Genomic DNA, 25,865 nt, shown 5'->3' with positions numbered 1-25,865 from the left:
TACGAAAACTTCCGTTACTCGCTAGAAGAAGAACGGAGAAGATCCGAGCGTCGATTCGACCGTCGTCAGGCGGTGACAACCGTGATCTGTTTCTTCCGGTCGATGGCGTCCTCCAGTTCGTCGGCGATGGCGCTGCCGCGCGACACCTGGATGTCGCCGCCGCGACCGACCGTCGCCGTGAACAGGTAATCGCCGTCGGCGCGGACCTCGACCGTCTCGCCGACGTGTTCGTCCATCCGGATGACAACGTGTCGCGAGGTGATCTCGGGGGTGACGACCTCGCCCTCGCGGAGCTGTTTACCGCCGTCCGCGCCGCCGGCGCTGGCAGTGCTCGGACCGCCCGCGCTGTCACCCATCTTGGGGTTCTCCTCGTGGGTGCGGACGTCGATGTCGATGCCGAGACGCTCCTCGACGTCGTTGATGCGACCGCCGCCTTTCCCGATGACGTAGGAGATGTCGTCCTCGTCGACGTAGACGACGGCCTTGTCCTGTCCCTGTAGTTGGACGTCGACGTGGCCGCGGGCGATCGAGCGGATCTCGCGTTCGATCTCCTGGCGGGCGATGCGGCCGACGCCGGACTCCTCTTTCTCGTCGCCGTCCTCGTCGAGCGGCACCGTGACGACCTGCCGGTTGAAGGTGTAGATCTCGTAGGCGGGTTTCTTCGTCTCGAAGTCCCGAACCTGGATGACCGGGCGGGCGAGGTCCTCGGCAGTCATCCCCGCGGGGACCTTCACCTCGGTCGTCACGTCGTAGACGGTGTGGATCTCACCGGCCTCGATGAAGACGACGGTGTCGACGACCTGCGGGATCATCCCGAGTTCGACGCGGCCGACCAGCCGCTGGAGCGCGTCGATGGCGCGAGTCGCGTGGACGACGCCGACCATCCCGACGCCCGCCAGACGCATGTCGGCGAAGACGCCGAAGTCGTCGGTCTTGCGCACCTCGTCGTAGATGGTGTAGTCTGGCCGGACCAAGAGCAGCGAGTCGGCTGTCTTCGCCATCTCTCCGCCGAGGGCGGTGTACTGGGTGATCTCGGGGCCGACCTGCAGGTCACGCGGCTTCTCCATCGTCTTGACCGCGTAGTCGCTGTCGTTGAGGAACTCCGCGACCGCCTGTGCGAACGTCGACTTCCCGGCACCCGGCGCGCCGGAGATGAGCACGCCGCGCTGGCGCTCTGCGAGTCGGTCTTTGAGTTCGTCGGCGAACTCGTAGTCCTCGATGTCGGTCTTCGCGATGGGGCGGACGGCGGTGATCTCGAGGGCGTCCGCGAAGGGCGGACGGGCGACGGCGATCCGGTAGTCGTGGAACTGGACGATGGTCATCCCCGGCTCCTGCAGTTCGACGAACCCCTCGGGGCTGGAGCGGGCGCTCTCCTCGATGTCGTGGGCCCACTCTTTCAGATCGGCTTCGGTCGAGACCTCCTCGCTGATGGCCTCGTAGTGCATATCCGCGAGTTCGCCGCGTTTGGCTTTCGGCTTCGTCCCCACCTTCAGGTGGACGCTCATCGTCTGGTCGTCGAAGAACTCCTCGATGACGAGATGCTCTTTCCCTCGGCCGCGGGGTTCGACGTACTCGACGTCGAGCCCCTTCGCCTTCGCGACCTCCGCCTGGACGCCGTCGCTCGTCAGGAGCGTGGCGTCGTGTTCGTCCGCGAGATCGCGGATGAGCGCGTCGATGTCGCCCTCGTGGGCGGCCGTCTGTTCGCCGCTGCTCGGACGGCGGCCGACGTACTCGACGGTGATCGCCCCGTCGTCGGCGAAGTTCGTCAGTCGCTGGAGCTCCTCGAGGCCCTCCCAGCCGCTATCGTGACCGGCGTTGGCCTGCGATTCGAGTTCGCCGACGACCGCCTCGGGGACGAGGACGGTCGCGCCCTCGTACGCTCCCGAGTCGATCCGCTCGGACACGCGGCCGTCGATGACCGCGCTCGTGTCCGGCACTACGTTCATGTCCCCTGGTTGGGTCGGCGCGTTGATAAGGGTATATACTGGACGAGGGCCGCAGGATTATTCTTCTTCAGGAGCGGTGCCGACGTCGAACTCGAACCGGAGGCCGCCGGCTCGACCCGGTCCCACCGTCGCTCGCCAGTCGTGACCTTCGGCGATGGCGTTGACGATCTTCATCCCCAACCCCTCTACCGTGTCCGTCCGGTCGAGATACTCGCCGAGCGGCGTCGGCTCGACGAGACCCGGAATCCCCGGACCGTCGTCCTCGACGGAGAACCCCTCGCCGGTCTCGAACTGGCGGACGGTGACGGTGACGCGGTCGCCGCCGTGCTCCACACTGTCGTCGGACCTCGTCCGACTGCTCGTGAAGCTTCGCTTCACGCTGTCTCCGGAAGCGGAGCGACCGGAGGCGGGTCGAGCCCCGTGCTCGACACTGTTTCGAAAGAGGTTCTCGAACAGCTGCTGGAGGCGGACGCGGTCGGCGACGACGGTCTCGAGGTCGGTGCCGACGTCGAACATCGCGTCGCCCGTCTCGACCGACTGCCAGGCCGCGTACGCCGCGGTGACGAGCGCGACCGGCTCCTTCGGACCGATGGCGTGGCCGCGTCGGGCGAGAAGCAGGAGACTGTCGACGAGTTCCTCCATCCGGACGTGGGCGGCGTCGACCTTCGCGAGCAACGACAGATCGCCCGTCTCGTGTGCGAGGTCGGTGTAGCCTCGTGCGACGGCCAACGGGTTCCGCAGGTCGTGTGAGAGGACGCTCGCGAGCGACTCCAACTGCCGGTTCTTCGCGGCGAGCTCGCGCTGCCGTCTGTCGATCTCGGTGACGTCTTCGACCGTGGCGACCGCGTAGACGATCTCGCCGCCGCCGTCGCGGATCGGTGCCGTGTTGAGACGTAGGACGGCCCGTTCGCCGTCGGGGAGCGCGACCGTGAGCCGCCGCCCGTAAGTCGTCTCGCCGTCGAAGGCCAGCGAGAACGGGTTCTCTTCGGCGGGGATCGGCTCGCCGTCGACGTCGGTCGGGTCCCACTCCGGTGCGAAGACGTTCTGGCCGACGATCGTCTCGGTCTCGCTGTCGAACACCGCGGCGGTGCGCTCGTTGGCGAGCGTGACCGTCCCGGAACGGTCCGCGACGACGATGCCGATCGGACTCGTCTCCAGCACCTGCTCGAGCACGTGCTCGGAGAGGCTCTCGTACGCCGGCTCGTCTCTCCGTGTCGTCACGTCTGGCATATGTAACGTAATCATATAAAAATATCTGTCAGTCCAGGTGTCCGGTTCGTTCCGCCGTGGACCGACCCATTAAGACGGACGCGGGCGACCCTCGAACCATGTCCGAGGTCGTCGATCTGACCCGCGAACTCGTCGCACTCGCCAGTCACGAAGACGAAACCGCCGCTGGCGACGCCATCGAGACGTGGCTCCGCCGGGAGACCGACGCTGTCGTCCGGCGAGACGAGGCGGGCAACGTCGTCGCTCGGAGAGCAGCCTGCCCTGCGGCGTCCTCGGACTCCGCAGGGCAGGCCGACGCCTCCTTGGCGCTCGTCGGCCACCACGACGTCGTCCCGCCCGCGGACCGTCAGGTCGACGACGCGGGAGAGTACGTCGTCACGGAGCGCGGGGGGCGACTCTACGGCCGCGGGACGGCGGACATGAAAGGCTCCGTCGCGGCCGCGATGTGTGCGTTCCGCGACGCCGACCCGGCCTGCGAGCTCGTGTTCGCGAGTTTCGTCGGCGAGGAGATCGGCGGCGTCGGCGCACGTGCGGCCATCGACGACGGGTTCGCTCCGGACTACGCGCTCGTCGGCGAAGGGTCGACGAACTACTCCGGCGACGACGTGACGGACGTCGTCGTCGCTCACAAGGGGCGTCGCGGGAGCACCGTCGTCGCCCACGGCGAGTCGACGCACGCGAGCGTCCCCGAGTCGGGTGAAAACGCCGTCTACCGCGGCTGCGACGCAGTCGACCTCGTCCGCGAGATGGCGTTCCCCGAGGCGGAGGTGTTCGGCGAGCGACTCCGCGGGAGCGTCGCAGTCACCGGGATCGACGGCGGGTCGGCGTGGAACGTCGTCCCCGACCGCTGTGAGGTGACCGTCGACGAGCGGACCGTCCCCGGCGAACGCGTCACACTGGAGGCGGTCGAGGAGATCGAGGGCGTCGAGTGGACCGTCGACCAGGACCTCCCGCCGATGAAGTGCGACGACGGGACGTTCGCCGACACGGTGCTCGCGGCCGCCCGCGACGCGCAGGACGGCGACCCGAAACTGACGACGAAACCGCACGCCACGGACGCCGGGTGGCTCTCGCAGGCCGGGACGACCTGCGTCGTCTGCGGCGCCTCCGAACCGGGCGAGGCCCACACCGAAACCGAGAGCGTCGGCGTCGACGTGCTGGAGCGCTGCTACCGCATCTACCGGAACGCCGCCGAGCGCGTCGGCCGCGACGAGGTCGCCTGAGGGGCCGGTTCGTCGACGGTCAGTTCCGAAAGCACGGCCTTGATAACCTGAGGGGTCGACCGTGAGGGTATGTCGACAGAGGCCTCCACTGCAGAAGCTCCCGACGCCTACCAGACGCTCTTGGAGAAGATCCAGCGCATCTCGAACGTCCAGAACGCCGCCGGCGTCCTCTCGTGGGACCAGCAGGTGATGATGCCCGACGAGGGGACGCCCGCCCGCTCGAAACAGCTCTCGGCGCTCTCTGCGGTCTCGCACGACCTGCTCGTCGACGACGAGATCGGCGACCTGCTCGACGAACTCGAGGAGAGCGACCTCGACGACGAGCAGACCGCCGTCGTCCGTGAGGTTCGCCGCGAGTACGAGCGGGAGGTCCGCGTCCCGACCGACCTCGTCGAAGAGATCTCCGCCACTTCCTCGGAGGCGCTGCCGGCGTGGAAGGAGGCGAAAGCCGAGGACGACTTCTCGAAGTTCGCACCCACACTCGAGAAGTTGGTCGACCTGAAACAGCAGTACGCCGAGCATATTGATCCCGACCGCGACCCCTACGAGGTGCTGTTCGAGGACTTCGAACCGTGTCTCCCGCTCTCGCAGGCCGAGGAGATTCTCGAGGAAGTCAAGGAGACGCTCGTCCCGATGATCGACGAGATCCGTGAGAGCGACGTCGACCTCGCCGTCGACGCCTTCGAGGGAACCTTCCCCGAGGAGGAACAGGACGAACTCGTCCGCGACGCACTCGACACGCTCGGCTACCCGTGGGAACGCGGCCGCCTCGACGTCGCCCCGCATCCGTTCTCGACGGGGACGACGTTCGACGCCCGCGTGACGACCCGGTTCGACGAGTCCGACCCGCTCGGCGCGCTGTTATCGACAGTTCACGAGTTCGGTCACGCCACCTACACGCTCGGCCTCCCTGACGAACACTACGGGACGCCGCTCGGCCAGTCGCGGGACCTCTCGGTTCACGAGTCGCAGTCGCGGCTCTGGGAGAACCACGTCGGTCGCTCGCGGGCCTTCTGGGAGCTGTTCCTGCCGACGTTCACCGACCACTTCCCGGAGACGGAGGGCGTGTCCGTCGAGGACGCCTACGAGGCGGCCAACCAGGTCTACGAGGACAACCTCATCCGCGTCGAGGCCGACGAGTTGACCTACCACCTCCACATCGTCATCCGCTTCGAGATCGAGCGCGAGCTCGTCTCCGGCGATCTCGACGTCGAAGACGTCCCCGAGACGTGGAACGACAAGTACGAGGAGTATCTCGGCATCCGCCCGGAGACCGACACCGAGGGCTGTCTGCAGGACATCCACTGGAGCTACGGCAACTTCGGCTACTTCCCGACCTACTCGCTCGGTAGCGTGATGGCCGCTCAGCTCTACGCCGCCGCCGAGGCGGAGATCGGCGACCTCGATGCACAGATCAGCGAGGGCGACTTCGAGGCGCTCCACGAGTGGCTGACCGAGAACGTCCACCGCCACGGCCAGCGCTACGAGACCAACGAGCTGGTGACGCAGGCGACCGGCGAGGAGTTCACGGCCGACTACTTCCTCGACTACGTCACCGAGAAGTACGGCGCGCTCTACGACCTCGAGTCGGTCGACTCGGCCTGACTCCGAGTCCGGCGGTCAGCCGAGATTGATCGGGCCACAGGACCGTCGCCCGCCGACATCCCGTATCTCCATCCGATAGACGACCGGGACGACGTCCTCGACCGGTTCGTCGAACAGGCGGACCGGGGCGAACCACTCGTTGAGCGTCTCGTCGGTGACGTCGTCGACGGCGACGAGCGGGCCGTGGACGACGACGCTCCACGCCTCCTCGTTCGCCTCGCCACCCGTGATGACGAAGCTCGCTCGGCCCGTCGCCTCGACGACGTCAGACTTCCCCCGACCCGGTCGCTCGCAGAGTCGGAGATACAGCCGTTCACCGTCGTAGTGGTGCGCGACCGGGAACCCGAACGCATCGTCGCCGTCTACCAACGAGAGCACGCCCATCTCTCGGGCGCGAAGGCGTTCGGCCAACTCTTCGTCTCCCATCCCTTCGGTGTACGTATACTCGATGTGTCGCATGACTCCTCCACCAGTGTCTCGTAGGTCGTCGTCCCCTATTACGATAATGATTGTTAACACACTACATACACGTAGAGAGCGTCTGAGGTGACTGTTCGGCCTGTTGAGCCACCACATTGAAATAGTGGTATGCCATACCATGACTTGTATGGCCTCAGCACCGAGCGACACCGACAAACTGTTCGACCAGTTCCTCACCGACCGTGGACACGAGCCGGAGCCCCAGCGATGGGAGCAGTCGTACAACAAGAAACAGTGTCCCGACTGTGGCGGCCTCCACGACGACGCCGCGACAGAGTGCTCGGTCTGCGGCTGGTATCCAGACGCCTGAGCCCCGTTCGTTCACGGTTTTCTCCGAACGTTTCGGTAGAACTATAGGAACCAGTTTTCCACACTCTACCGGAGAAAGAAATGCCCGAATGCCAGAACTGCGGTTCCTTCGTCACTGTGGATTACGTCCGCGTCTTCGCTCCGGACGGGCTCGACAAACCTCGCGTCTGTCCGCACTGTGAGGACATGATCCGTGACGGCGGGTCGATTCGAGAGGCCCGCTCGACCAGACGAACGTAGTCCGTCGCACTGCCCTCCAATCATCGTTTCTTTCGGTCTCTCCGCTCGACTGACACCGCCGAGCGCAAGCCACGCTTTTTATCACGCGGCAGGGCGTGAGCGTGGATAATGAGCGATTCGGACTCCCACATCACCCGGCTGTTCGGCGGTCCGGGGAGCGGGAAAACGACTGCGCTCCTCGACCGCGTCGAGGAGATCATCGAACAGGACGGCGTCGACTTCCGTGACATCCTCGTCGTCTCCTACACGCGCGCCGCGGCCGCGGAGGTCCGCGAACGACTCGCAGAGCGACTCGACGTCTCCCCCCGGGCGCTGCAGGGGAACGTCTGTACGATGCACGCGAAGGCCTACGAGCTGCTCAACCTCTCGCGAGGGGACGTCGTCGGCGAGAAGCACAAGAAGGAGTTCTGTGAGGACTTCGGCATCGAGTACGAAGACGAGTACGGCGGTGCTGGTCGTCGAACAGCCCGTTCGACCACGCTCGGCAACAAGATCATCGCGACGAGCCAGTGGCTCCAGCGCACCCGTCGCGACGTCGCCGACTGGTACGACGTCCCGTTCCAGTGGAACGTCGAGGAGGTCCGTCTCCCGCCGGAGATCGACCCCAACGCCCAGGAGGGCAACAAGTACACCCCGACGTGGCCGAGTTCGGACGATCGCCTCGACATCCCCGAGGCCATCCGTGGCTGGCGCGCCTACAAGGGCGAGAACGACCTCGTCGGGTTCGCCGACATGCTCGTCCGCGTGAAACAGCGCTCGCTGCTGCCGAACGTCGACTATCTCGTCATCGACGAGTTCCAGGACATCACCTCGCTGCAGTACGACGTCTACGAGGAGTGGAAGCCCCACATGGAGCGCGTCCTCATCGCCGGTGACGACGACCAGGTCGTCTACGCGTGGCAGGGTGCGGACCCCAACCTCCTCTTGGACACCGAGCGACAGGAGGACGTCGTCCTCCCGAACTCCTACCGGCTGCCGTCGAACGTGCTCAACGTCGTCAACCGGGAGATCCGCCACATCGAGAAACGACAGGAGAAGGACCTCAAACCGCGCAAGGAGGGCGGCGCCGTCGAGGGCGTCAACAGCCCGTCGATGCTGGACCTCGTCCGCAACGTCCGCTACACCGTCCAGCAGGACGACGGGAGCATCATGGTGCTGTTCCGGGCGCGCTACCAGATGTTCCAGTTCATCGACGAATACATCGGCGAGGGGATGCCGTTCAAGGTGCTCACCGACCAGCGGATGTGGACCGACCGCCTCACGCAGTACGTCCGCGCCGTCGAACGGATGGAACGCGGCGAGCACGTGACGGGGCTGCAGGCCCGCCGTCTCGCCGGTATGCTGCAGGACTCTGCGTTCGGGTCGAACGACCGCGACGACCTCTACGACCTCATCGACGACCGCGAGGAGGCCGCCGACACCGACGACCTCGCCGAGATCGAGATCGCACCCGAAGACGTGAAGAACTTCGCGCCGTTCATGCCCGACGGCAACTCGGCGTCGGACATGGTGCGGAAGGTGACGAGTTTCCAGCGCAAGACGATCAAGGCCTACTTCGCGGGCGACTACAAGGAGATGGACCCCAACCGCGTCCGCATCGGCACCATCCACTCCGCGAAGGGTCGCGAGGCCGACCACGTGTTCGTGGCGACCGACCTCACCGAGAAGGTCGTCGAGCAGATGGCCGCCATCGTCGACGACGAGGACGTCGAGGGCGTCGAGGAGTTCACCAAGACGACGAACCCCGTCCCCATCCTGACGGACAACGAGCGACGCGTCTTCTACGTCGGCATGTCCCGTGCCCGCGAACGCCTCGTCCTGCTCGAGAACCTCGTCGACGGCGCGCCGACGCTCCCCGTCAGCGTCCTCCTGCACAACGAGGTTCGCGACGAACCGCTGGAGGAGATGCTCGCCGAGGCACAAGAACCGATCGCACCCGAACCGGAACCCTGACGCCGCCGTGACCGTCGACGAGCCGATCTCCGACTATGGCTTCCTCGCCGACGCGCTCGACGCGGCGGACGCCGACGCGTTCGTCCACGTCGGCGACGCTGACGCCGACCTGCGGTATCTCGCTCCGCTCTCCGAGACCACGTCCGACTACGGGTTCGTGTACGCGGGGGGCGAGGCGACGCTCTGCGCGCCGGCCGACGCCACCGGCGGCAGCGTCGACCGCGTCGCCGCCGACTTCCCCGGCGACGTCCGTCGCGAGGCAGCCGACGACCCGGTGGGGACGCGCGTCGTCGACACGCTCGCCGACCGCGACGTGGCCGACGGGGCGACCGTCCTCGTCCCGCGACAGCTCCCCCACGACGCGGCGGTCTATCTCGAGTCGGCGGGGTACGACCTCGCGTCGACGCCAGCAGTCCGCGAGGCGCGGGCGGTGAAGTCCGACCGGGAACTCGACCGACTGCGGGCCGTCCAGCGAGCGGCAGTCAGAGGAGTGGAGCGCGCCCGGTCGATCCTTCGAGACGCCGCGGTTCGGGAGGGGACGCTCCACTGGCAGGACGCCCCGCTGTCGACCGAACGGCTCCGCCGGCAGGTGAACGCGACGCTCGTTGGCGAGGGCGTCGCCGACGTCGCCCACACCCGGGTACGGGTCGGCACGGCGACCGCCCGGTCGGCGGTCGAACTGTCGGCGGGGACGCCGCTGGTCGTCTCGCTCGCACCGCGCGGTCCGCACGGCTACTACGGCAGGCTCGTCCGGACGTTCGTCGTCGACAGCGACGGCGGGTGGGAGCGGCGGGCGCACGTCGGCGTGGAGTCGGCCCGCCGCGTCGCGCTCGACGAACTCGACCCCGGCGAGTCGCTTCGGTGGGTCCACTCCGAGACCGTCGCCGAGGCGTCGTCGTTCGGACTGACGGCGACCGAGGGCGACCGGGTCTACGGCGTCGGGTTGACGCGACGCGAGGGGCCGTCGCTCGCCGACGAGGCGACGGTCGGCAACGTCGTCGCCGTCCACCCGAGCGCGACGGACGAGGAGAGAGGGACGGTGGCGCTCGCGGATCTCGCGGTCGTCACCGAGGAGGGGTGTGAACTGCTGGTCGACTGCTCGACGTCGCTCGTCCCTTAGTCCTCTTCGTCGTCGGGCGTCTTGACCGCCTTGCCGACGGCCTTGCCCGCGATCTTCTGGGGGACGTCCATCGGCGTCGTGAGCTTCTGCGGGAGCAGCACCATCAGGGCGGCAACGACGAGGAGTCCCCCGCCGAGGAGCGTCTGACCGTCGAGGAGTCGGTTCATCCCGAAGATACCGACCGGGAGAGCGAAGACGAGTGAGGCGGCCAACCCGACCGTATCCATGAGTCCCATCGATGCTCGCATCGTCGGAGGTAGACGGCTTCGGGATTTAACTCCCGCGAGTCCGGGCGTTCACCCGACCTGACGTACGAACCACTAAGCCGTCCGGAACTCTCTGGAGGACATGGTCGTCTTCGGACTCTCTACGGGGACGGTTCTCGTCTTCGCGCTCGTCCTCGTCGTAGTCGCGCTCTTCGTCTCCGAACTACTCCCGCCGGACGTCACCGCCATCGGCGTCGTGGTCGCGCTCGTGGTCCTCGGTCCGTGGACCGGCGTCTCTCCGGAGGAAGGGTTGGCCGGGTTCTCGAACCCCGCGACGGTGACGATAATCGCGATGTTCGTCCTCTCGCGGGGGGTCCAGGAGACGGGCGTCGTCCGTCGGTTGGGCGTCGAAGTGGCACGACTCACTCGCGGGAGCGAGAACCGCCTGCTGGCGGCGGTCGTCGGTCTCACCGGCCCTATCGCGGGCGTCGTCAACAACACGCCCGTGGTGGCGGTGTTCATCCCGATGGTGACCGAGCTGGCCGACAACGCCGGGATCTCCCCGTCGAAACTGCTCATCCCGCTGTCTTACGCGTCGATGCTCGGGGGGACGCTCACGCTCGTCGGGACGGCGACCAACCTCGTCGCCAGCGACCTCGTCGCCCAGCTCGGGCGGGAGAACCCCGAGACCGGACTCCACGCCTTCTCGATGTTCGAGTTCACCCATCTCGGTGTTCTGGTGCTCGTCGTCGGCGGAATCTACCTGCTCACGGTCGGCCGTGCGCTCATCCCGGCGCGCGTCCCGCCGGGCGATCGGACGGCCCGGTTCGAGGTCGAACCGTACCTCGCGCGCGTGCTCGTGACGCAACGGTCGCCGCTGGTCGGCACCGTCGCCGCCGAAGTGATCGAGGACGCCCACCGCGATCTCGATCTCGACGTCCTCGACGTCGTCCGCGGCGACCAGCACTTCATCGTCACCGAGACCGACCGCACTATCGAACCGCGCGACATCCTCACCGTCCGCGGCAACCCCGAGACGATCCAGCAGTTCTGCTCGCTCGTCGACCTTCGACTCCTTCCACGGGCGACCGTGACCGACGCGGAACTCGACAACCCGGAGCAGACGTCGCTCGTCGAGCTCGTCGTCCCGCGGTCGTCGTCGATCGTCGGCGAGACGATCGGGAGCACCCGTCTGCGGGAGCGGTACGACGCGACGGTGTTGGCCGTCCGCCGTGCCGGCGGCGAACTGATCCGCGAAGGGCTGGGGTCGGTCGAACTCGAGGCGGGCGACTCGCTGCTCCTGCAGACCACGGAGGAGACGGCCGACTACCTCTCCGAGAACGACGACTTCCTCGTCACCGGGGAGCTCGTCGAGGAGATGCTCCTGCGGGAGCGAGAACGGGGGTTGAGTCCGACGACGGTGCCCGCACTCGCCATCCTCGGCGGCGTCATCGCGCTGGCGGCGCTCGGCGTCGTCCCCATCGTCATCGCGGCGCTCGGCGGCATCGTGGCGATGGTCGTCACGGGCGTCCTGTCGCCGAACGAGGCCTACGACGCCGTCGACTGGAACGTCGTCTTCCTTCTGGCGGGGATCATCCCGCTCGGGCACGCCATGCAGGAGACCGGCGGCGCGGCGGTGCTCGCACAGGCCGTCGTGGGCGGCGCCGAAGGGCTCCCGGTACCGCTCGTGCTCGCGCTGTTCTACCTGTTGACCGGCCTCCTCGCGAACGTCGTCACGCCCGTCGCGAGCGTGGTCCTCCTGATGCCCATCGCCGTCGACACCGCGATCCGGATCGGTGCCGACGCCTTCGCGTTCGCCCTCGCCGTCACGTTCGCGGCGAGCACGGCGTTCATGACGCCCGTCGGCTACCAGACGAACCTGATGGTGTACAGTCCGGGCGGCTATCGGTTCACGGACTACGTGCGGGTGGGTGCGCCGTTGCAGCTGTTGCTCGCGGTGGTGACGACCGTCGGTATCTGGGTCTTCTGGGGGTTCACGCCGGCGACGTAGCGGTCGAGACGACCCCGACCTAGTCACTGACCACTCCGGTCGGGAGTTCCTCCTCGTCGACGGTCAGCCCCGTCGTGACAACGAGTCGGAGGCCGCGGCTGACGGACATGTCGACCTCGTACAGCTGGTTGGGGGCGACCATCACCAGCGCGCCGGCCGTCGGGTTCGGGCTGTGCGGGAGGAAGACGGCGACGGTGTCTTCACCCGTCACGGCGTCGAACGCCGACGGACTGTCGCTCGTGACGAAGCCGAGTCGGTAGACTCCCTTCCGGGGGTACTCGACGAGGACGACGCGCTCGAAGCGGTCGTCGCGCTTCGTCAGCGACTCCGAGACCTGCCGGACGCCGAAGTAGACCGTCCGAACGACGGGGACGAGGCCGACGGCGCGCTCGAACCCGCCGAACAGTCGCTGGCCGAGGCTCCAGGAGGCGAGAAACCCGAGGAGCGTGATGACGACCGCGATGAGTACTGCCGCGAGCAGTTGGGCGACGATCTCGATGTTAGCCGTGTAGTTGGTCAGTCGTGTCGCGCCGACCACTGGGTCGAGTATCCCGGTGAGTCGGACGAAGACGAACTGGAGGACAAAGATAGTGACCGCCAGCGGTGTGACGAGTATCAGCCCGGCGACGAAACTGTTGCGAGCGCGACCCACGAAGCTCATGGCCTTTGCTGCGGCGGAGTGTGACAAAAAACCGCATGACGTCCCAGAACCGAGAGACACAACACTTTCGAGGGGACGACTGCAAGAGCGAGTATGTTCACCGGTATCGTCGAAGAGACGGGCGCAGTCGTCGGCGTCACCGACGCCGACGGCGGCCGTCGCCTCCGGATCCGGACGACGTTCGACGACCTCCACCACGGCCAGTCGGTCAGCGTGAGCGGCGTCTGTCTCACGGTCGAGGAGTACGGCGACGACTGGTTCGAGGTGTTTCTCGCGAGCGAGACCGTCGAGAAGACCTACCTCGGCACCGTCGACGTCGGCGACACGGTCAACCTCGAACGCGCGCTCCGTGCGGACGGTCGGTTCGACGGCCACATCGTCCAGGGCCACGTCGACACGACCGCCGAGGTCACGGCGATCGAGCAGGTCGGCGAAGACTGGTTCTTCGAGTTCACGCTCCCCGAGGCGGTCGCACAGTACGTCGTAAACAAGGGGTCGGTGACGGTCGACGGCATCAGCCTCACGGTCGCCGAGAAACGCGACGACCGGTTCACCGTCGCCATCATCCCGACGACCTACGAACTGACCGCGCTCTCGACGAAGGCACTGGGCGACCCGGTCCATCTGGAGGTCGACGTCGTGGCGAAGTACGTCGAGAGCATGCTCGACGGGTATCGGTGACGGCTGGCCGGTCGACTCTGTTCCGGGTTTTTCGTCGCGCGCGAGACGGCGTCGCCGCGCGGTCGACGACCGGAGGCGGGACACCGCTCCCGTCACCTGGTTACTTCGTCGGACGGGGAGTTCATCGCCCGAGCGTCACCCGCTGCTCGACCCGGTATGTCGGTTCACCACATGGCACATAATTCCAATAACCGCACGACGGCGTCGGGGTATCTCGGCCAGCGTATCGAAATGGTTTTAGGGGAATCCTCCGAAAGAAGCCCCACGAAGCGCCTTAGCGCGTGAACTCAACCATGAGCGAAGACAAACCCCACCAGAACCTGGCCATCATCGGCCACGTTGACCACGGTAAGAGTACGCTCGTGGGCCGACTCCTGTTCGAGACAGGATCCGTCCCCGAGCACGTCATCGAGCAGCACCGCGAGGAAGCAGAAGAGAAGGGCAAGGGCGGCTTCGAGTTCGCCTACGTCATGGACAACCTCGCCGAAGAGCGCGAGCGTGGTGTCACCATCGACATCGCCCACCAGGAGTTCGACACGGACGAGTACTACTTCACCATCGTCGACTGCCCGGGCCACCGTGACTTCGTGAAGAACATGATCACGGGTGCCTCCCAGGCAGACAACGCCGTCCTCGTCGTCGCCGCCGACGACGGTGTCGCGCCGCAGACCCGCGAGCACGTGTTCCTGGCCCGCACGCTGGGTATCAACGAGCTCATCATCGGCGTGAACAAGATGGACGTCGTCGACTACAGCGAGGACAAGTACAAGGAGGTCAAGGAGCAGGTCCAGAACCTCCTCAAGCAGGTCCGTTTCAACGCGGACGACGCGACGTTCATCCCGATCTCCGCGTTCGAGGGTGACAACATCGCAGAGAAGTCGGACAACACCTCCTGGTACGACGGTCCGCACCTGGTCGAGGCGCTCAACGACCTCCCCGAGGTCGAGCCGCCGACGGACGCGCCGCTGCGTCTCCCCATCCAGGACGTCTACACCATCTCCGGTATCGGGACGGTGCCGGTCGGCCGCGTCGAGACCGGTATCCTCGAGACGGGCGCGAACGTCTCCTTCCAGCCGTCGGACGTCGGCGGCGAAGTGAAGACCGTCGAGATGCACCACGAGGAAGTGCCGCGCGCAGAGCCCGGTGACAACGTCGGGTTCAACGTCCGCGGCATCGGCAAGGACGACATCCGCCGCGGCGACGTCTGTGGCCCGGCCGACGACCCGCCGAAGGTCGCCGAGACGTTCAAGGCGCAGCTCGTCGTCATGCAGCACCCGTCTGTCATCACGGCAGGCTACACGCCGGTCTTCCACGCCCACACGGCGCAGGTCGCGTGTACCATCGAGGCGATCGACCAGAAGCTCGACCCCAAGTCGGGCGAGGTCGCCGAGGAGAACCCGGACTTCATCAAGTCCGGCGACGCCGCCGTCGTGACGGTCCGACCGCAGAAGCCGCTCAGCATCGAGCCGTCGGGTGAGATTCCGGAACTCGGTTCCTTCGCTGTCCGTGACATGGGTCAGACCATCGCGGCCGGGAAGGTCCTCGAAGTCAACGAGCGATAATGCAGCAGGCTCGCGTTCGGCTCGCCGGGACCAGCCCGGAGGACCTCGACGACATCTGCGACGACGTCCGCGAGATCGCGGACAAGACGGGCGTCGCCCTCAGTGGCCCGATTCCGCTGCCGACGAAGACGCTCGAGGTGCCCGCCCGGAAGTCCCCCGACGGCGAGGGGACCGCGACCTGGGAGCACTGGGAGATGCGCGTCCACAAGCGTCTCATCGACATCGACGCCGACGAACGCGCACTGCGCCAGCTCATGCGCATCCAGGTGCCCAACGACGTCAGCATCGAGATCGTTCTCGAAGACTGACGCACGGGACCGGCGCTAAGGCGTTTGCGCCGCCGCAGTTCCGCTCTCTCTTTCGAGAGAGGACGAACAGAAACAGAAGACACTAAGTACGCACGCAGGCATCGTCCTGACGCGGGCTCGTAGATCAGTGGCAGATCGCTTCCTTCGCAAGGAAGAGGCCCCGGGTTCAAATCCCGGCGAGTCCATTTCCTTCCCGCTTTCTTCACAATCGTACTACAGCACCCAACAGCAGGCAAACCGTGCCGCCATTTGCTGGGTCTCAGTAGCTTGAGTCCACTCGTGTCCGGCTTGGACTGTGCCTCAATTCGGCTTCCACTCTACCCGCGTTAGACAGCTGGAGAGATGAAATCATACGCAATAGGCGTTGTGACACCTGTTGGCCTACTCATACCTCTTGTTGTGCAGAATCATAGAGGGAAGTGGGGAGAACATTGACCAACATCAGTGTGACAGTCACAGTGGGTGTTCCAGCCATCATGCCCGAAATCTTCCTATCAATACCTATGAAGGAGGATTTTGAAGGGATATGGGTAGATTCTGGGTTCAAGAGACAGGGTACCTGCTGAGAGGTCATCAGAATCCACCACATGGCCGTGCTAGCCGTTGGAGATGTGTCCGAATGATTTCCTTACCTATGGTACGTTTGAAGGAAGAAGGCCCACTGTGGCCTTTCTGTGGCTTTGGTCCATCTGGATATCTCACATGAAGGAGTGGTTGACAGAGTCGGGACGTGTGACGCAGAGTCCTTGAGGCACAGAGTGGACCTGCCTCGCACGCCCCAAAGGAAGTAGTAACGCCACGCAAGAGAATCCTGCACATTGTAAATCAGGGCGTATATTGTCTTCAGAGAGTGTAGATGTTTCTGGAATGTCGACTATCTCTCCACACTCTCTACCCAAGACAGCGTGAGATAGGCCCGAAAACACTTCTCACAGAGATGCATTACGATTCGGTCCTCACCCGAAAATCGAAGCAGCCGTTCTTGACAAGAAGGAACACCACAATTTAGACACTTCTGAGGCACAGTTGGTACCGTAGATACTTGATCACAGTTATGTGCTGAAGGTCAGGCATCTTACTCATCCTCATCAGCCGTCTTCACGGGTTGGCCAAAGTGGTCATAACAGGGCATCCACGCAACACGGATGGTTCGTTTACAGATGCTCCCATCCTCGCACTTTCTCCCACAAATGTAGTTCCCATCTCCATCTTGTGGTGGCGTGACATCCTTGTCATTCTCCTTATTCTCCTCAGTAGGCATATTTCCTAGTGCATCATACATCATATAATCTAATTGTCTTGGAGGATAGAAATTAATTTGTTGACCACTGCGCTCTTCCGATGACCAACCATGATGTGTTCGCGGAGATTCGCCTCATGTCCACAGTCATGCCCACAAAGAGGGTACTTTGAAAGATGATATTCTGACATATTACCGCAGTTTCTGGATTCCATCGCCGGGTTCACAGAGTAATATTCACAGGTGATAAAGGGTGGCATCACACAAAACTAGAACTATTCTGGACTTCGAGAAGGACCCGGTCATTGGGGCCGGACAACCTTATCACAGTGGGAACAGTCAGCAAACTTGCCAATACTGCCATCAGCTTTCTCATACTCGATTAGGAGGGATGATGATGGCAGGGAACACTTACAATCCGGACAGCTACCGAGAGACGACTGCTTGCTTGACATGGGAATGATAGGGGGAATGGGAACGTGTGACACTACGTTCCTGGGGAAGATAACTGTGGAACACAGAGATAAACCATGTCCCTGACTGTTCATGGTGTATACCAACATCCACAGAGAGACCTGCGTGAGATAGAGAGTTCGCAGTTCGGAACCCGAATCCGCCCATTGTCTGGTGATTTGGTCAATATACATTTTCAGGACTTGATTGCTTGAATATGGATTCGCATTGTCCAGCGTAGAATTTCTGTGTACTTCGAGAGGGGGTACCTGAAAGTCCTGTAAAACCGAATGAGTGCTCGACTAGACTATCCTGTCTTCGTCCCATAAAGATACGATGTGCTACACATCACCCAAGTACTTCCTCCGGTTCTCGCGTTTCTGTTCGTAGTCTCTCGCGTCATAATGCTGGTCCAAGACCTTCTGAGAGACGTTCATCCTTTCACTCACGATTTCCTTGGGTACATCAGAGTCAAGATGATGGGTGATGCTGGACCTCCGGATTGGATGGCTGGAGATAGACGAGGGACATTTGCTATGTTGGTCATGTCGTGTCCATTCACATGTCTCTATATCCTTCTCATGTGGACAGAAGCCTGCATAGAAGCACGGACGGGTCACCCTATAGCAGACCTTGCTAATGGTCTCGAAGTGCATTCTCCCGTGGCTGGTGGCTAACAGAGGCTGTCTCCCATACTCGTCCTCTACATCTGGCCTGCGTTCGGTCACCCAGTCGTCTAAGGCCTGTGCTAACCGTTCATCTGCTACTGAAATGTTCCGTTCGCCTTCTGCCTTCAATTTCAGACTCGTGCCCTGATGTGGCCTGTGCCTGACTGCGAGATAACCTTCCTCAGAGTTCCAATCCTCCACATCAAGTGAATGCAGAGATGACCGGCGTATTCCTGTGTGATACAAAACGTGAATAATGAGGTGTTCCTTGGAGGCCCAGTGGTACTTGCACAGGAAGTCGATTATCTCCGATGCAGTCTCATGACTGATGTGGTCATCTCTGGCTTTGTCTGCTGGGTCCACCTTAGGAATCATCACATTCTCGGAAAGCCCTGCTTCAACCGCACCAACGCCCTCACACCAGCGTAGGAACTTCCGTAACGTCTGCATATGATACTGGAGAGTAACCAGTTTGAGTCCTTGTTCTACTCTCCAGTTCTTGAACTCCTCACAGTGCATCCCGGTGATTTCACTCATAGAACGCACTCCTTTGGTCTCACAGAAGTCGAGGAACTTCCCCAGCCTGTACCTGTGGTTCGTGAGGGTACTCTGTGTGAGGTCGTGTTGTGCTTTCAGGTACTGTTCTACTGCTTTCTCCGGTGTTAGTCGGGTCATGGCCTTTCCTGTCTAACACGGGAGATGCTGACTGAAGCGAGGAGAGGCCCCGGGTTCAAATCCCGGCGAGTCCATCACGATTTTCGCGGCGCTACGCGACGAGCGAAGCGAGGAGCCTGCGAAGAAAGACGGTAGAATAGACACGTTCGGACTATATCGCACCCCTTCTAATCCCGAGAGAACCAGCCTCAGTTCATCACGAGTTGATGCTGTTCAGTCAACCGTCACGAGAGATACGTGGTGCAAATCGAGCAGGCCGCATCGTTCGATAGTCATACGACGTCCGTCTCTATGTGTAGTTCATCCCCACTGATGAGCGGGAGAAAACTACCGCAGAAGAGGGAACCACGTCGTCTACGACCGAGAGACGCGCAGGTCTTGGACAACTACTTCGTCTGTGCCCTCTCCGCGGTTGACGACGCCGATATAGAGAGCAGTAAGTGTCTCCCCAGAGATATTCTCAACAGTTCCCTCCTGCAACTCGGCCAGTGTCGCCTCGGATTCCGCATTAAAAAGGCCGAATACGGTGTCGCCGTCGATGGTCACCTCCCCGCTTGCGGCTGAAGACAGGAGTCCTTCCTCGTCAGTATCGGCGCCGAGGGCACTCTCCGTCCCGTCGTCGTTGCGCTCCCAACTCCCGAACTCGCCGCTCTCATCTTTGTCCAAGTACAGGCCGAAGAACAATTCGGCGGGTCTCCACCGCGGGGTCTGGAGGGTTCGCGAGGTGACGGTCACGGTTTCGATCGTGCCAAGCCGCCCGAGATGGACGTCGAATCCCGTATTCCGGTTCGGCGGCTCCGTCCCGAGGTTCTGCGCGAGACAGCGCACGCTCCCATCAGATTGGGGCTCTGCCATCCATCGACTATCCCCGTCTTGCATATCGTACGGTTTTGCTGACCGCCCCCACGTCTCGGGTCCTTTCGGAAACCACGCGTAATGGCCGTGACCCTCGATTTGGGCCGCGACCCCCGTTTGCTCGTCATCCGCGACTGCGTTCCCGACGGCTGTTGCTCTACCGCAGACGACCGCTCCTGTGGCGACCGCTCCTTTTCGAAGGACACTGCGGCGTGAGACAGTTTTGTGTGAAGTCATACTAACAATCCACACCCACATAACTATTGTTACCTGTTAACAAATAGCACACGAAAAGTTTTCTATCGTTTATTCCTCGTAATAAGAAATACAGCGGACTGAATCTCGTAACGGTAGTCAGTGTCCGCTGCGTAATGTTGCCATTCCGATACGGATCGCGATATTTCCGGAACGCGGTTGCTAAACGATTTATCGTGACCTCCTCCCACGCCTAAAGACGCGGGCCTCCCACGAGTAAAGGCCCGCTGAGTTGGGAGAGTTACGGTTTAACATCCGACAAGTGCTGGCAGGGCCACGCTACCGTTACTCCTGTAAAGGACTCGGAGTTACCTGATTATTTTGTGTCGGTTGGGTCGTCCGAAGGCTTACGTTTTGATGAGGCAAACACCAAATCAACTGCCAGTTTTCGGACAGTCTATCACGATGGAGAACCATCGCAACGACAATCACAGAAACGACGTGTGAGCAGTTGTATATTCGGGCTACAGTGTTCACAACCAAAGATGGTGCTGTATCCACGCCCTGAAGGACATGGTATTAGCACCTGATAGTCTCTATAAGTACACGCTCTACAGTGAGCAACGACCGTGTTGGTGATACGCTATCCGAAAAGAGGGATGCGGCCCGGCTATCTGCCTACAGGCTGTCGAGGTATTTCCGCCGAGGTTCCATCTGTTCGTCTTTCGACTGTTTCTAGCGACTTCTTCGCCACTCCGTCCTCGCAGCTGATCAGGTACAGCTCAACGGCCTTCTCCGGTCGGAGTGGTTCGAGGTTCGTCACGGTTGGCTGTCGTGGGTGACCACCAATCAGACGGAATGGTTACGTCTGTGGCTCCGGGCAATGTCATCGCCCGGCCTTCGGCTTGCGGCCCGCCGAGGCGTACCTTTGGGTGCCGTGCCGAGGCGGGAGAGACCCCGGGTTCAAATCCTGCCAAGTCCAGTCACGTTCTCCACGACGCTCTATGAGCGCTGCAACGGTGTTGCCGTGAGCGAAGCGAGGAGCCGGCGTCGGTTCGCTGTCGCTCGCGACCGAGAACAGTCGTCTTCGACCCGTTCGATCAACCCACTCGTCGTCGACAGAGAGACAGCGCCGAGCCTCAGAACCGGTTCCGCCACCGCTCGGTCCGGAGCAACTCGTCTTTCGTCGCACTCGCCAGTTGCTTCGCGCGCTCCTCGCCGAACTCGTCGGTCAGGTCGTCGACAGCCGACTCCCAACTCCCGCCGATTGAGGACCAGTACTCCAACACGGATTCGCGGTCCCACCCCTCCGGGAGGTCGTCGAGGCCGTTCACGTCCTCGTTCACCACCGCGGTCTCGGCGTCGCCCTCCACGTCCGGCACGTCGCCGTCGAACTCCGTCGCTTCGAGCGCCGACGCACGGTACACCGCCGATCCCGACCCGTCGAGGCCGACGACGTAGGCGGGGCTGTCGTCGCTCGCGTCGACCGACGTCGTCTCGTCGGTCCCTTGTGGGAACTCGAACTCCTCGGTGAGTACGGCGGCGACGACGCCCCGTCCGTCCGGTGTCGCAACGACGTCTCCGGTGTCGTATCGGGTACTCATGGTCGATGCGACGGGCGGCGGACTGGAGTCTGTTTCGGCCGGCAACCGGTCTCTCACTCGGCGACGTCGACGATCTCCGCGCCGCTCATCTCGATCAGCTCCGCCGGCGACACCGCGAACACGGCCGTCGGCGTCCCCGCGGCGGCCCACACCGTCTCGAACCCCGTCAGCGTCTCGTCGAAGACGACCGGCAGCGACGTCGCGTGACAGATCGGCGGGACGCCGCCGATCGACCACCCTGTCACGTCTTTCACCTCGTCGGCGTCGGCCATCCGCGCCGTGTCGGCACCGACGGCCGCGGCCACCTTCTCCAGATCGGCACGGTTCGCCCCCGACGTGACCGAGACGACGACCTCGCCGTCGGCGACGAGGACGATACTGCTCGCGATCTGTGCGACCTGACAGCCGACGGCGTCGGCGGCGTCGGCGGCGGTCTTCGTCCCCTCGGGGAACTCCTCAACGACCGGGTCGAACCCGTAGCGGTCGTGGGCCTCCCCGACGAACCGCTCGGCGCTGGGATGCATGGTCGGTGTGACCGAGCGAGTCGAGAAAAAGCTACGCGTGGCTGCGAGTGCTGCGCTCACTCCCGTGCTGCCGCAGCGTCGACGACCCGCCCGAGGAACAGCACCGCGTCGGTCCGACGGTGACGAATCGCGAACAGGAACGGTCGGTCGACGGTCATCTCGAACGGCTTCGGCGGGTCCACCTCGGCGGAGGAGACCTCCATCGTCACCGCCGTCGCCGCGGCGGCCTCCGTCCCCTTCTCGTCGACGCCGACGAACGATTTGTGGATCACGTCGCCGATAAACAGCTTCCCTGCCTCCGGATCAGCCATCCCGGAGAAGTCCGCGTCGTTCTGGTCGAACGCGACGGGCATCCCGAGCTCCGAGAGCGTCTGCTTCAGACTCGTCGCCGACTCGAAGGTGAACTTCGGGAGTCGGAGCGTCCCCTCGCGCTCGTCGAGTGCTTCGAGCAGGGTCGACAGTCGCGCGGCGTCGAGGCGCTGCTCGAACTGTTCGAACCGGCCGTCACGCGGCAAGACGACGACCATGCTCACGTCGCCGCCGACGTAGGGGAGCTCGACGAGTTGGTGACCGTCGACTGCCGCGTACTGGAAGTCCTCGGTCACCTCCATCGTCGGTACCTCCGCGGTCGACCCGTCGAGCGCGGTGAACTCCCGCGATGTCGTCTTCTCCTCGTCGAACTCGTGCTGCCAGTTCGCTTTGAAGTAGATAGCGTTGGTGAGCACGAGTCGTGTCAGGCCGTGAACCGACCCTTTCGGGAGGAGGTTCCGAATCCGATCTTCGGTCCGGTCGGCGACCCACGAGTTGATCGTCTGGCGGGCCGCCTCGGCGTCTGACGCGAAGTCGACCGCGTGCAACCCGGCACCGTAGTTCGCTTCCACCGTCGCGAGGTAGGCGTCGCGCCACGGATACCCCTCCTGTCCCCAGAGCGCGTTCGCCCCGGTCAGCGTGAAGGGACGCGGTTCGCTGTCGTCGCTCTCGGCGTCGCCGTCGGTCTCTCCGTTGACCTGTCCCCGGAGGGTGTGAAACGCCGGATGGAGTTTCTCACGGGCGAGCGAGAACCGGAGTGTCTGGCCCATCTGCTGGCGAGTCTCCCCACGCGCACCGGCGTACGTCATCGCCAGTGCGACCGAGACGCTGTACGGCGAAACGAAGCGGTTGGCGTTCGGGTCGGCCTCGGCGAGCGTGCCGTGCAGGTCAAGCGCGAAGTCGGTGTTGTCGGCGACGAGACGCCGGAGCACGTCGTCTCCGACGTCGTCCGGTGTGACGGGGCTCTCGTCGCTCTCGACGGTGACTGTGTCGTCTCCCTGAACGGGAGCGAGACAGCCAGCGAGCAGCCCACCGGCGGCGAGTGCGCCCGAGAGGGCGAGGAGGTCGCGTCGATTCGGGGACATATCGACTACTGCGTGAGGACGCGATAAACCCCTTCTGTAGAGTCAAAGACCCCTTTGAGTGACGGCCGGGGACATCCCCGACACCACCCGGCAAGCCAGCTGCGATAATCGGGGACACGACGTCGTGAGTCACTTATCCCGGAGACGACGGGACAGAGGGCGGAACGGGTCGACGGGTTCAGTACTCGACGTCGCCGTCGATCTCGTCGTCCTCGACGACCTCGACGCCGCGGTTGTTGACGTCGTAGGGGTTGAGTCCGATCTCCTCCATGAACTGCTTGTAGAGCCGTTCGGCCGTCTCGGCGTCCTTCTGCTTGTCGGAAGCGCGGTCACAGAGTTCGATGAGATCCTCCGGAACGTCGTTCTCGTGGACGATCCAGTGGTTGATGAGGTCCGACAGCCGTCGGATGGGTGACGTGAAGTGACCGTAGATGTCGAAGTTCAGCGCGTAGTGACCGCCGAATGGGTCGTTCATGTACTTCGCGCGCGGCATCACCTTCAGGACGGCCCGCTGGACCTTGTTGAGGTTCTTACCGCTGGCGCTCTCCAGTGCCTGGTTGACCGCCTTCCGGGGGTCGTCCCACGATGCCCCGGACATGTTGATGCCGTCGAGTTCGGCGATCTCTTTGAGGGCTTTGTCCCACTGGTCGGGTGTCGGCTGGGGGTGGACGCGGTACATCGCCTCGACGCCGCGGTTCCACATCAGTTCGTGCGTGACGGCTTTGTTGGCCTTCAGCATGCACTCCTCGATGATGGTGTGGGCACGGTCGCGACTCGGGTTGAGCACGAGCGAGCCGTCCTCCTTACGCTGTTCGTGGAGCTGTTCGGCGAGGTCGTAGACGAGGACGTTCTCCTCGTGGAGTGGGAGGTCAGGGTCGTCGAGGCGGCGCTCACACTGCGTGTAGGTCAGACGCTCGTCGGAGTGCACGACGGATTTGTAGATCTCGATGTTCTCGAACGAGAGGGTGTCTTTCTTGATCTCCATCTCCACTGTGTGCGCCAGTCGGTCCTCGTTCGGGACCAGCGAACAGACCGTCTCGGCCAGCGCAGGCGGGAGCATGTGGATAGTGTAGGCGGGGAGATAGACCGTGTTACCACGCTTGACGGCTTCGTCCCACATCTCCGACCCAGGGTGGACGTAGTGGGTCACGTCGGCGATGTGAACCCACAGGCGGTAGTGCTCCTCCTCCTCTGCGATACTGATGGCGTCGTCGAAGTCCTGGGCGTCGACCGGGTCGGTCGTCCACGTGGTCAGCTCGCGGAGATCCTGCCGGTGGTCGAGTTCGTCTTGGATCTCCTGTTGGACGTCGCTGGTTCGCTCTTTGGCCTCCTCCAGTACCGCCGAGGGGAACTTGTCACGGATCTCGAACTCCTCGAACAGCTCCTCGCGTTTGTTCGCTAGATGGCGGTCGATCTCCTCGGAGATGCGGACCGGCCCCTGTCCCTCCGCCGTCCCCGCATGGGCCTGCTCGTCTCTGTCCGTCGTCTCGTCTGACATAGTTTCGACAAAGGTAGAGAGGTAGTTATGCGTGTCGGGGTGCGGTCAGGGGAAAAAGGCGAAGAACCGACCACCGAACAGCAACAGTAACCCCACGACGGCGAACAGGCCGCCGAACAGGAGCGGGAGTAACGACCCTCCGAGGAGACGCACGGCGGCCGACCACGGGTCTGTGTCGACGACGACGAACGGCGACCCGCCGTCGACGACGGCGTTCACTCGTCCGACCTCGCCGCGGGCGGGCCGGGGCGTCCCGAGCACGGTGACCTCGTCGTCCACCTCGAGACGGTACTCGACGTACTTCCGGTCGCGCCCCGTCGAGAGGCGGATCGGTCCGACGTCGAACCCGGTCTCCTCGGAGTCGATGCGGTCGTTCGTCTCGACGAACGAACGGATGCGTTCCGGCGGCCGCCGACCGCCGGCGACGCGAGTCGACTCGTCGACGCCGAGGGTGAACTGTGCGTCGGCCGGGTCGACGCGGACGCTCGCGGTGTCGTCCGCGAGGACGAACGGGACGCCCGCCCACCCCTCGTCGATCGTCTCCCACCGTCGTCGGGTGGTGTTCGTGTTCGCGTCGTGGCTGGTCCGCTCCTCTCTCACCTCGTAGCCGACGACGACCGCCGGCCGTCCGGAGAACGGTCCCACGAGCGGGTCGTGGTCCGAGACGGCTTCGACCGTCCCGACGAGCGTCATCTGTCGCCCGGTCTCCTCCATCAACTCGCGGACGGGAACACGACCAGTGCGGAGAAGGCGGACGGCGAGGATCGAAGACTCGAACGACCGGACGACGACGTAGCCGCCGACGGCGACGAAGGCGACGGCGACGAGCGTCCGAACGCCGAAGAAGGGCAACTGCATAGCTCGAGATGGGAGGCGGCGGAGAAAACGTCTGCGTGTCTACCGTTCGCGTTCTTCTCGGCTCTCGGGGTCGTACCGGGCCTCGACCTCGGCGAGGTAGCGGCGGAGGAACTCCTCCTGAGAGAGACCGTGCTCCTCGATGTCGCCCAGGAGCGCCTCGAGTTCCTTCCGGGGTTGATGACAGAGATCGCGGTAGCACGCCTTACAGAGGTGTTCGAACTCCTTGCCGTGTCGTTCCCAGCGGTCGCCCTCTTTGTCGTACTCGCGGGCGTCCGCGCGGCTGAGTGAACTGCCACAGGCGATGCAGACCACCATCTCTCGGTCCCGGTTGCTCCGGGAGCGCCACATGGAACTGACATTGCGCTT

At 63.8% G+C, this 25,865-nt stretch carries 24 protein-coding genes and 1 tRNA gene; 11 read left to right on the top strand and 14 right to left on the bottom strand.

Annotated elements, in window-relative coordinates:
* Positions 1 to 65: 65 nt before the first annotated feature.
* Entirely contained in the window at positions 66 to 1,946 is a 1,881-nt protein-coding gene (locus BSG17_RS06275) for a PINc/VapC family ATPase (protein ID WP_089822153.1), read from the bottom strand.
* A gap of 57 nt (positions 1,947 to 2,003) precedes the next feature.
* Positions 2,004 to 3,167: a PAS domain S-box protein gene (locus BSG17_RS06270; RefSeq protein WP_170864730.1), complete on the bottom strand. Its 1,164-nt coding sequence runs from the start codon at positions 3,165 to 3,167 to the stop codon at positions 2,004 to 2,006.
* 107 nt (positions 3,168 to 3,274) lie between these two features.
* Here BSG17_RS06270 and BSG17_RS06265 point away from each other — a divergent pair, with 107 nt between their 5' ends.
* Positions 3,275 to 4,399 carry a M20 family metallopeptidase gene (locus BSG17_RS06265; RefSeq protein ID WP_089822149.1) on the top strand — a complete coding sequence of 375 codons (1,125 nt, stop codon included), beginning with the start codon at positions 3,275 to 3,277 and terminating at the stop codon, positions 4,397 to 4,399.
* Between the two features lie 69 nt (positions 4,400 to 4,468).
* The gene (locus BSG17_RS06260; protein ID WP_089822147.1) at positions 4,469 to 6,004 is read left to right on the top strand and encodes a carboxypeptidase M32; all 1,536 of its coding nucleotides are present in this window, start codon (positions 4,469 to 4,471) and stop codon (positions 6,002 to 6,004) included.
* 15 nt (positions 6,005 to 6,019) lie between these two features.
* On the opposite strand, the gene BSG17_RS06255 is transcribed toward BSG17_RS06260, so the two are convergent.
* Entirely contained in the window at positions 6,020 to 6,463 is a 444-nt protein-coding gene (locus BSG17_RS06255; RefSeq protein ID WP_170864729.1) for a pyridoxamine 5'-phosphate oxidase family protein, read from the bottom strand.
* 148 nt (positions 6,464 to 6,611) lie between these two features.
* On the opposite strand from BSG17_RS06255, the gene BSG17_RS06250 reads away from it, so the two are divergent.
* The 4 genes from BSG17_RS06250 (at position 6,612) to BSG17_RS06240 (ending at position 10,106) form a co-directional block, all read left to right on the top strand.
* Positions 6,612 to 6,794, top strand: coding sequence for an HVO_0416 family zinc finger protein (locus BSG17_RS06250; protein WP_089822143.1), 183 nt, complete (start codon positions 6,612 to 6,614; stop codon positions 6,792 to 6,794).
* An 80-nt stretch (positions 6,795 to 6,874) separates the two neighbouring features.
* Positions 6,875 to 7,033 (top strand): DUF7563 family protein, encoded by a 159-nt coding sequence (locus BSG17_RS26815; RefSeq protein WP_170864728.1) that lies wholly within the window; start codon positions 6,875 to 6,877, stop codon positions 7,031 to 7,033.
* A 108-nt stretch (positions 7,034 to 7,141) separates the two neighbouring features.
* Positions 7,142 to 8,986: a UvrD-helicase domain-containing protein gene (locus BSG17_RS06245; protein ID WP_089822141.1), complete on the top strand. Its 1,845-nt coding sequence runs from the start codon at positions 7,142 to 7,144 to the stop codon at positions 8,984 to 8,986.
* A 7-nt stretch (positions 8,987 to 8,993) separates the two neighbouring features.
* Positions 8,994 to 10,106: a M24 family metallopeptidase gene (locus tag BSG17_RS06240; protein ID WP_089822138.1), complete on the top strand. Its 1,113-nt coding sequence runs from the start codon at positions 8,994 to 8,996 to the stop codon at positions 10,104 to 10,106.
* Here BSG17_RS06240 and BSG17_RS06235 read toward each other — a convergent pair.
* Positions 10,103 to 10,354 carry a DUF7533 family protein gene (locus BSG17_RS06235; RefSeq protein ID WP_089822136.1) on the bottom strand — a complete coding sequence of 84 codons (252 nt, stop codon included), beginning with the start codon at positions 10,352 to 10,354 and terminating at the stop codon, positions 10,103 to 10,105. The two genes, BSG17_RS06240 and BSG17_RS06235, sit on opposite strands and share 4 nt — an antisense overlap.
* A gap of 100 nt (positions 10,355 to 10,454) precedes the next feature.
* Here BSG17_RS06235 and BSG17_RS06230 point away from each other — a divergent pair, with 100 nt between their 5' ends.
* Positions 10,455 to 12,323, top strand: a complete 1,869-nt coding sequence (locus BSG17_RS06230) for an SLC13 family permease (RefSeq protein ID WP_089822132.1) — start codon at positions 10,455 to 10,457, stop codon at positions 12,321 to 12,323.
* 19 nt (positions 12,324 to 12,342) lie between these two features.
* Here the strand turns inward: BSG17_RS06230 and BSG17_RS06225 are convergent, their stop codons facing one another.
* Positions 12,343 to 12,984: a DUF502 domain-containing protein gene (locus BSG17_RS06225; RefSeq protein ID WP_089822130.1), complete on the bottom strand. Its 642-nt coding sequence runs from the start codon at positions 12,982 to 12,984 to the stop codon at positions 12,343 to 12,345.
* A 93-nt stretch (positions 12,985 to 13,077) separates the two neighbouring features.
* Between BSG17_RS06225 and BSG17_RS06220 the strand changes: the two genes are divergently transcribed.
* From BSG17_RS06220 to BSG17_RS06205, 4 genes are all read left to right on the top strand, one after another.
* Positions 13,078 to 13,665: a riboflavin synthase gene (locus tag BSG17_RS06220; protein WP_089822128.1), complete on the top strand. Its 588-nt coding sequence runs from the start codon at positions 13,078 to 13,080 to the stop codon at positions 13,663 to 13,665.
* 293 nt (positions 13,666 to 13,958) lie between these two features.
* Positions 13,959 to 15,227 (top strand): translation elongation factor EF-1 subunit alpha, encoded by a 1,269-nt coding sequence (gene tuf / locus BSG17_RS06215; protein ID WP_089822127.1) that lies wholly within the window; start codon positions 13,959 to 13,961, stop codon positions 15,225 to 15,227.
* Positions 15,224 to 15,535 (top strand): 30S ribosomal protein S10, encoded by a 312-nt coding sequence (rpsJ, locus tag BSG17_RS06210; protein WP_394327959.1) that lies wholly within the window; start codon positions 15,224 to 15,226, stop codon positions 15,533 to 15,535. The genes tuf and rpsJ overlap by 4 nt, the downstream gene beginning before the upstream one ends.
* A gap of 113 nt (positions 15,536 to 15,648) precedes the next feature.
* Positions 15,649 to 15,720, top strand: a tRNA-Ala gene (locus tag BSG17_RS06205).
* Positions 15,721 to 17,077: 1,357 nt separating this feature from the next.
* Here BSG17_RS06205 and BSG17_RS28905 read toward each other — a convergent pair.
* From BSG17_RS28905 to BSG17_RS06165, 9 genes are all read right to left on the bottom strand, one after another.
* On the bottom strand, positions 17,078 to 17,230 hold the full coding sequence (locus BSG17_RS28905) for a DUF7837 family putative zinc-binding protein (RefSeq protein WP_449271714.1): 153 nt from the start codon (positions 17,228 to 17,230) through the stop codon (positions 17,078 to 17,080).
* Positions 17,231 to 17,569: 339 nt separating this feature from the next.
* Positions 17,570 to 18,571: a tyrosine-type recombinase/integrase gene (locus BSG17_RS06200; protein WP_089822123.1), complete on the bottom strand. Its 1,002-nt coding sequence runs from the start codon at positions 18,569 to 18,571 to the stop codon at positions 17,570 to 17,572.
* A gap of 354 nt (positions 18,572 to 18,925) precedes the next feature.
* Positions 18,926 to 19,426, bottom strand: coding sequence for a hypothetical protein (locus BSG17_RS06195; protein WP_139246557.1), 501 nt, complete (start codon positions 19,424 to 19,426; stop codon positions 18,926 to 18,928).
* Between the two features lie 1,334 nt (positions 19,427 to 20,760).
* On the bottom strand, positions 20,761 to 21,225 hold the full coding sequence (locus BSG17_RS06190) for a hypothetical protein (protein WP_089822119.1): 465 nt from the start codon (positions 21,223 to 21,225) through the stop codon (positions 20,761 to 20,763).
* Positions 21,226 to 21,278: 53 nt separating this feature from the next.
* The gene (locus BSG17_RS06185; RefSeq protein ID WP_089822117.1) at positions 21,279 to 21,749 is read right to left on the bottom strand and encodes a YbaK/EbsC family protein; all 471 of its coding nucleotides are present in this window, start codon (positions 21,747 to 21,749) and stop codon (positions 21,279 to 21,281) included.
* A 56-nt stretch (positions 21,750 to 21,805) separates the two neighbouring features.
* Positions 21,806 to 23,143, bottom strand: a complete 1,338-nt coding sequence (locus BSG17_RS06180; RefSeq protein WP_089822115.1) for a serpin family protein — start codon at positions 23,141 to 23,143, stop codon at positions 21,806 to 21,808.
* A 178-nt stretch (positions 23,144 to 23,321) separates the two neighbouring features.
* Positions 23,322 to 24,641 (bottom strand): RNB domain-containing ribonuclease, encoded by a 1,320-nt coding sequence (locus BSG17_RS06175; RefSeq protein WP_089822113.1) that lies wholly within the window; start codon positions 24,639 to 24,641, stop codon positions 23,322 to 23,324.
* A gap of 45 nt (positions 24,642 to 24,686) precedes the next feature.
* A complete protein-coding gene (locus BSG17_RS06170; RefSeq protein ID WP_089822111.1) occupies positions 24,687 to 25,499 on the bottom strand; it encodes a GIDE domain-containing protein in 813 nt (270 codons plus the stop codon).
* Positions 25,500 to 25,538: 39 nt separating this feature from the next.
* Positions 25,539 to 25,847 (bottom strand): DUF7562 family protein, encoded by a 309-nt coding sequence (locus BSG17_RS06165; RefSeq protein WP_089822109.1) that lies wholly within the window; start codon positions 25,845 to 25,847, stop codon positions 25,539 to 25,541.
* Positions 25,848 to 25,865 lie beyond the last annotated feature (18 nt).

The organism is Halogranum amylolyticum (genome assembly GCF_900110465.1).
GTDB lineage: Archaea > Halobacteriota > Halobacteria > Halobacteriales > Haloferacaceae > Halogranum > Halogranum amylolyticum.
This window is presented reverse-complemented; position numbering and strand designations above follow the sequence as displayed.

Bases quoted from the DNA above. Each gene is read 5' to 3' on its own strand.
- BSG17_RS06220 (WP_089822128.1), top strand. From the start codon at position 13,078: ATGTTCACCGGTATCGTCGAAGAGACGGGCGCAGTCGTCGGCGTCACC.
- tuf (WP_089822127.1), top strand. From the start codon at position 13,959: ATGAGCGAAGACAAACCCCACCAGAACCTGGCCATCATCGGCCACGTT.
- BSG17_RS06200 (WP_089822123.1), bottom strand. From the start codon at position 18,571: ATGACCCGACTAACACCGGAGAAAGCAGTAGAACAGTACCTGAAAGCA.
- BSG17_RS06195 (WP_139246557.1), bottom strand. From the start codon at position 19,426: ATGGCAGAGCCCCAATCTGATGGGAGCGTGCGCTGTCTCGCGCAGAAC.
- BSG17_RS06185 (WP_089822117.1), bottom strand. From the start codon at position 21,749: ATGCATCCCAGCGCCGAGCGGTTCGTCGGGGAGGCCCACGACCGCTAC.
- BSG17_RS06170 (WP_089822111.1), bottom strand. From the start codon at position 25,499: ATGCAGTTGCCCTTCTTCGGCGTTCGGACGCTCGTCGCCGTCGCCTTC.
- BSG17_RS06250 (WP_089822143.1), top strand. From the start codon at position 6,612: ATGGCCTCAGCACCGAGCGACACCGACAAACTGTTCGACCAGTTCCTC.
- BSG17_RS06165 (WP_089822109.1), bottom strand. From the start codon at position 25,847: ATGTGGCGCTCCCGGAGCAACCGGGACCGAGAGATGGTGGTCTGCATC.
- BSG17_RS06180 (WP_089822115.1), bottom strand. From the start codon at position 23,143: ATGTCCCCGAATCGACGCGACCTCCTCGCCCTCTCGGGCGCACTCGCC.
- BSG17_RS06230 (WP_089822132.1), top strand. From the start codon at position 10,455: ATGGTCGTCTTCGGACTCTCTACGGGGACGGTTCTCGTCTTCGCGCTC.
- BSG17_RS26815 (WP_170864728.1), top strand. From the start codon at position 6,875: ATGCCCGAATGCCAGAACTGCGGTTCCTTCGTCACTGTGGATTACGTC.
- BSG17_RS06225 (WP_089822130.1), bottom strand. From the start codon at position 12,984: ATGAGCTTCGTGGGTCGCGCTCGCAACAGTTTCGTCGCCGGGCTGATA.
- BSG17_RS28905 (WP_449271714.1), bottom strand. From the start codon at position 17,230: ATGTCAAGCAAGCAGTCGTCTCTCGGTAGCTGTCCGGATTGTAAGTGT.
- BSG17_RS06235 (WP_089822136.1), bottom strand. From the start codon at position 10,354: ATGCGAGCATCGATGGGACTCATGGATACGGTCGGGTTGGCCGCCTCA.
- BSG17_RS06265 (WP_089822149.1), top strand. From the start codon at position 3,275: ATGTCCGAGGTCGTCGATCTGACCCGCGAACTCGTCGCACTCGCCAGT.
- BSG17_RS06260 (WP_089822147.1), top strand. From the start codon at position 4,469: ATGTCGACAGAGGCCTCCACTGCAGAAGCTCCCGACGCCTACCAGACG.
- BSG17_RS06255 (WP_170864729.1), bottom strand. From the start codon at position 6,463: ATGCGACACATCGAGTATACGTACACCGAAGGGATGGGAGACGAAGAG.
- BSG17_RS06190 (WP_089822119.1), bottom strand. From the start codon at position 21,225: ATGAGTACCCGATACGACACCGGAGACGTCGTTGCGACACCGGACGGA.
- BSG17_RS06245 (WP_089822141.1), top strand. From the start codon at position 7,142: ATGAGCGATTCGGACTCCCACATCACCCGGCTGTTCGGCGGTCCGGGG.
- BSG17_RS06275 (WP_089822153.1), bottom strand. From the start codon at position 1,946: ATGAACGTAGTGCCGGACACGAGCGCGGTCATCGACGGCCGCGTGTCC.
- BSG17_RS06175 (WP_089822113.1), bottom strand. From the start codon at position 24,641: ATGTCAGACGAGACGACGGACAGAGACGAGCAGGCCCATGCGGGGACG.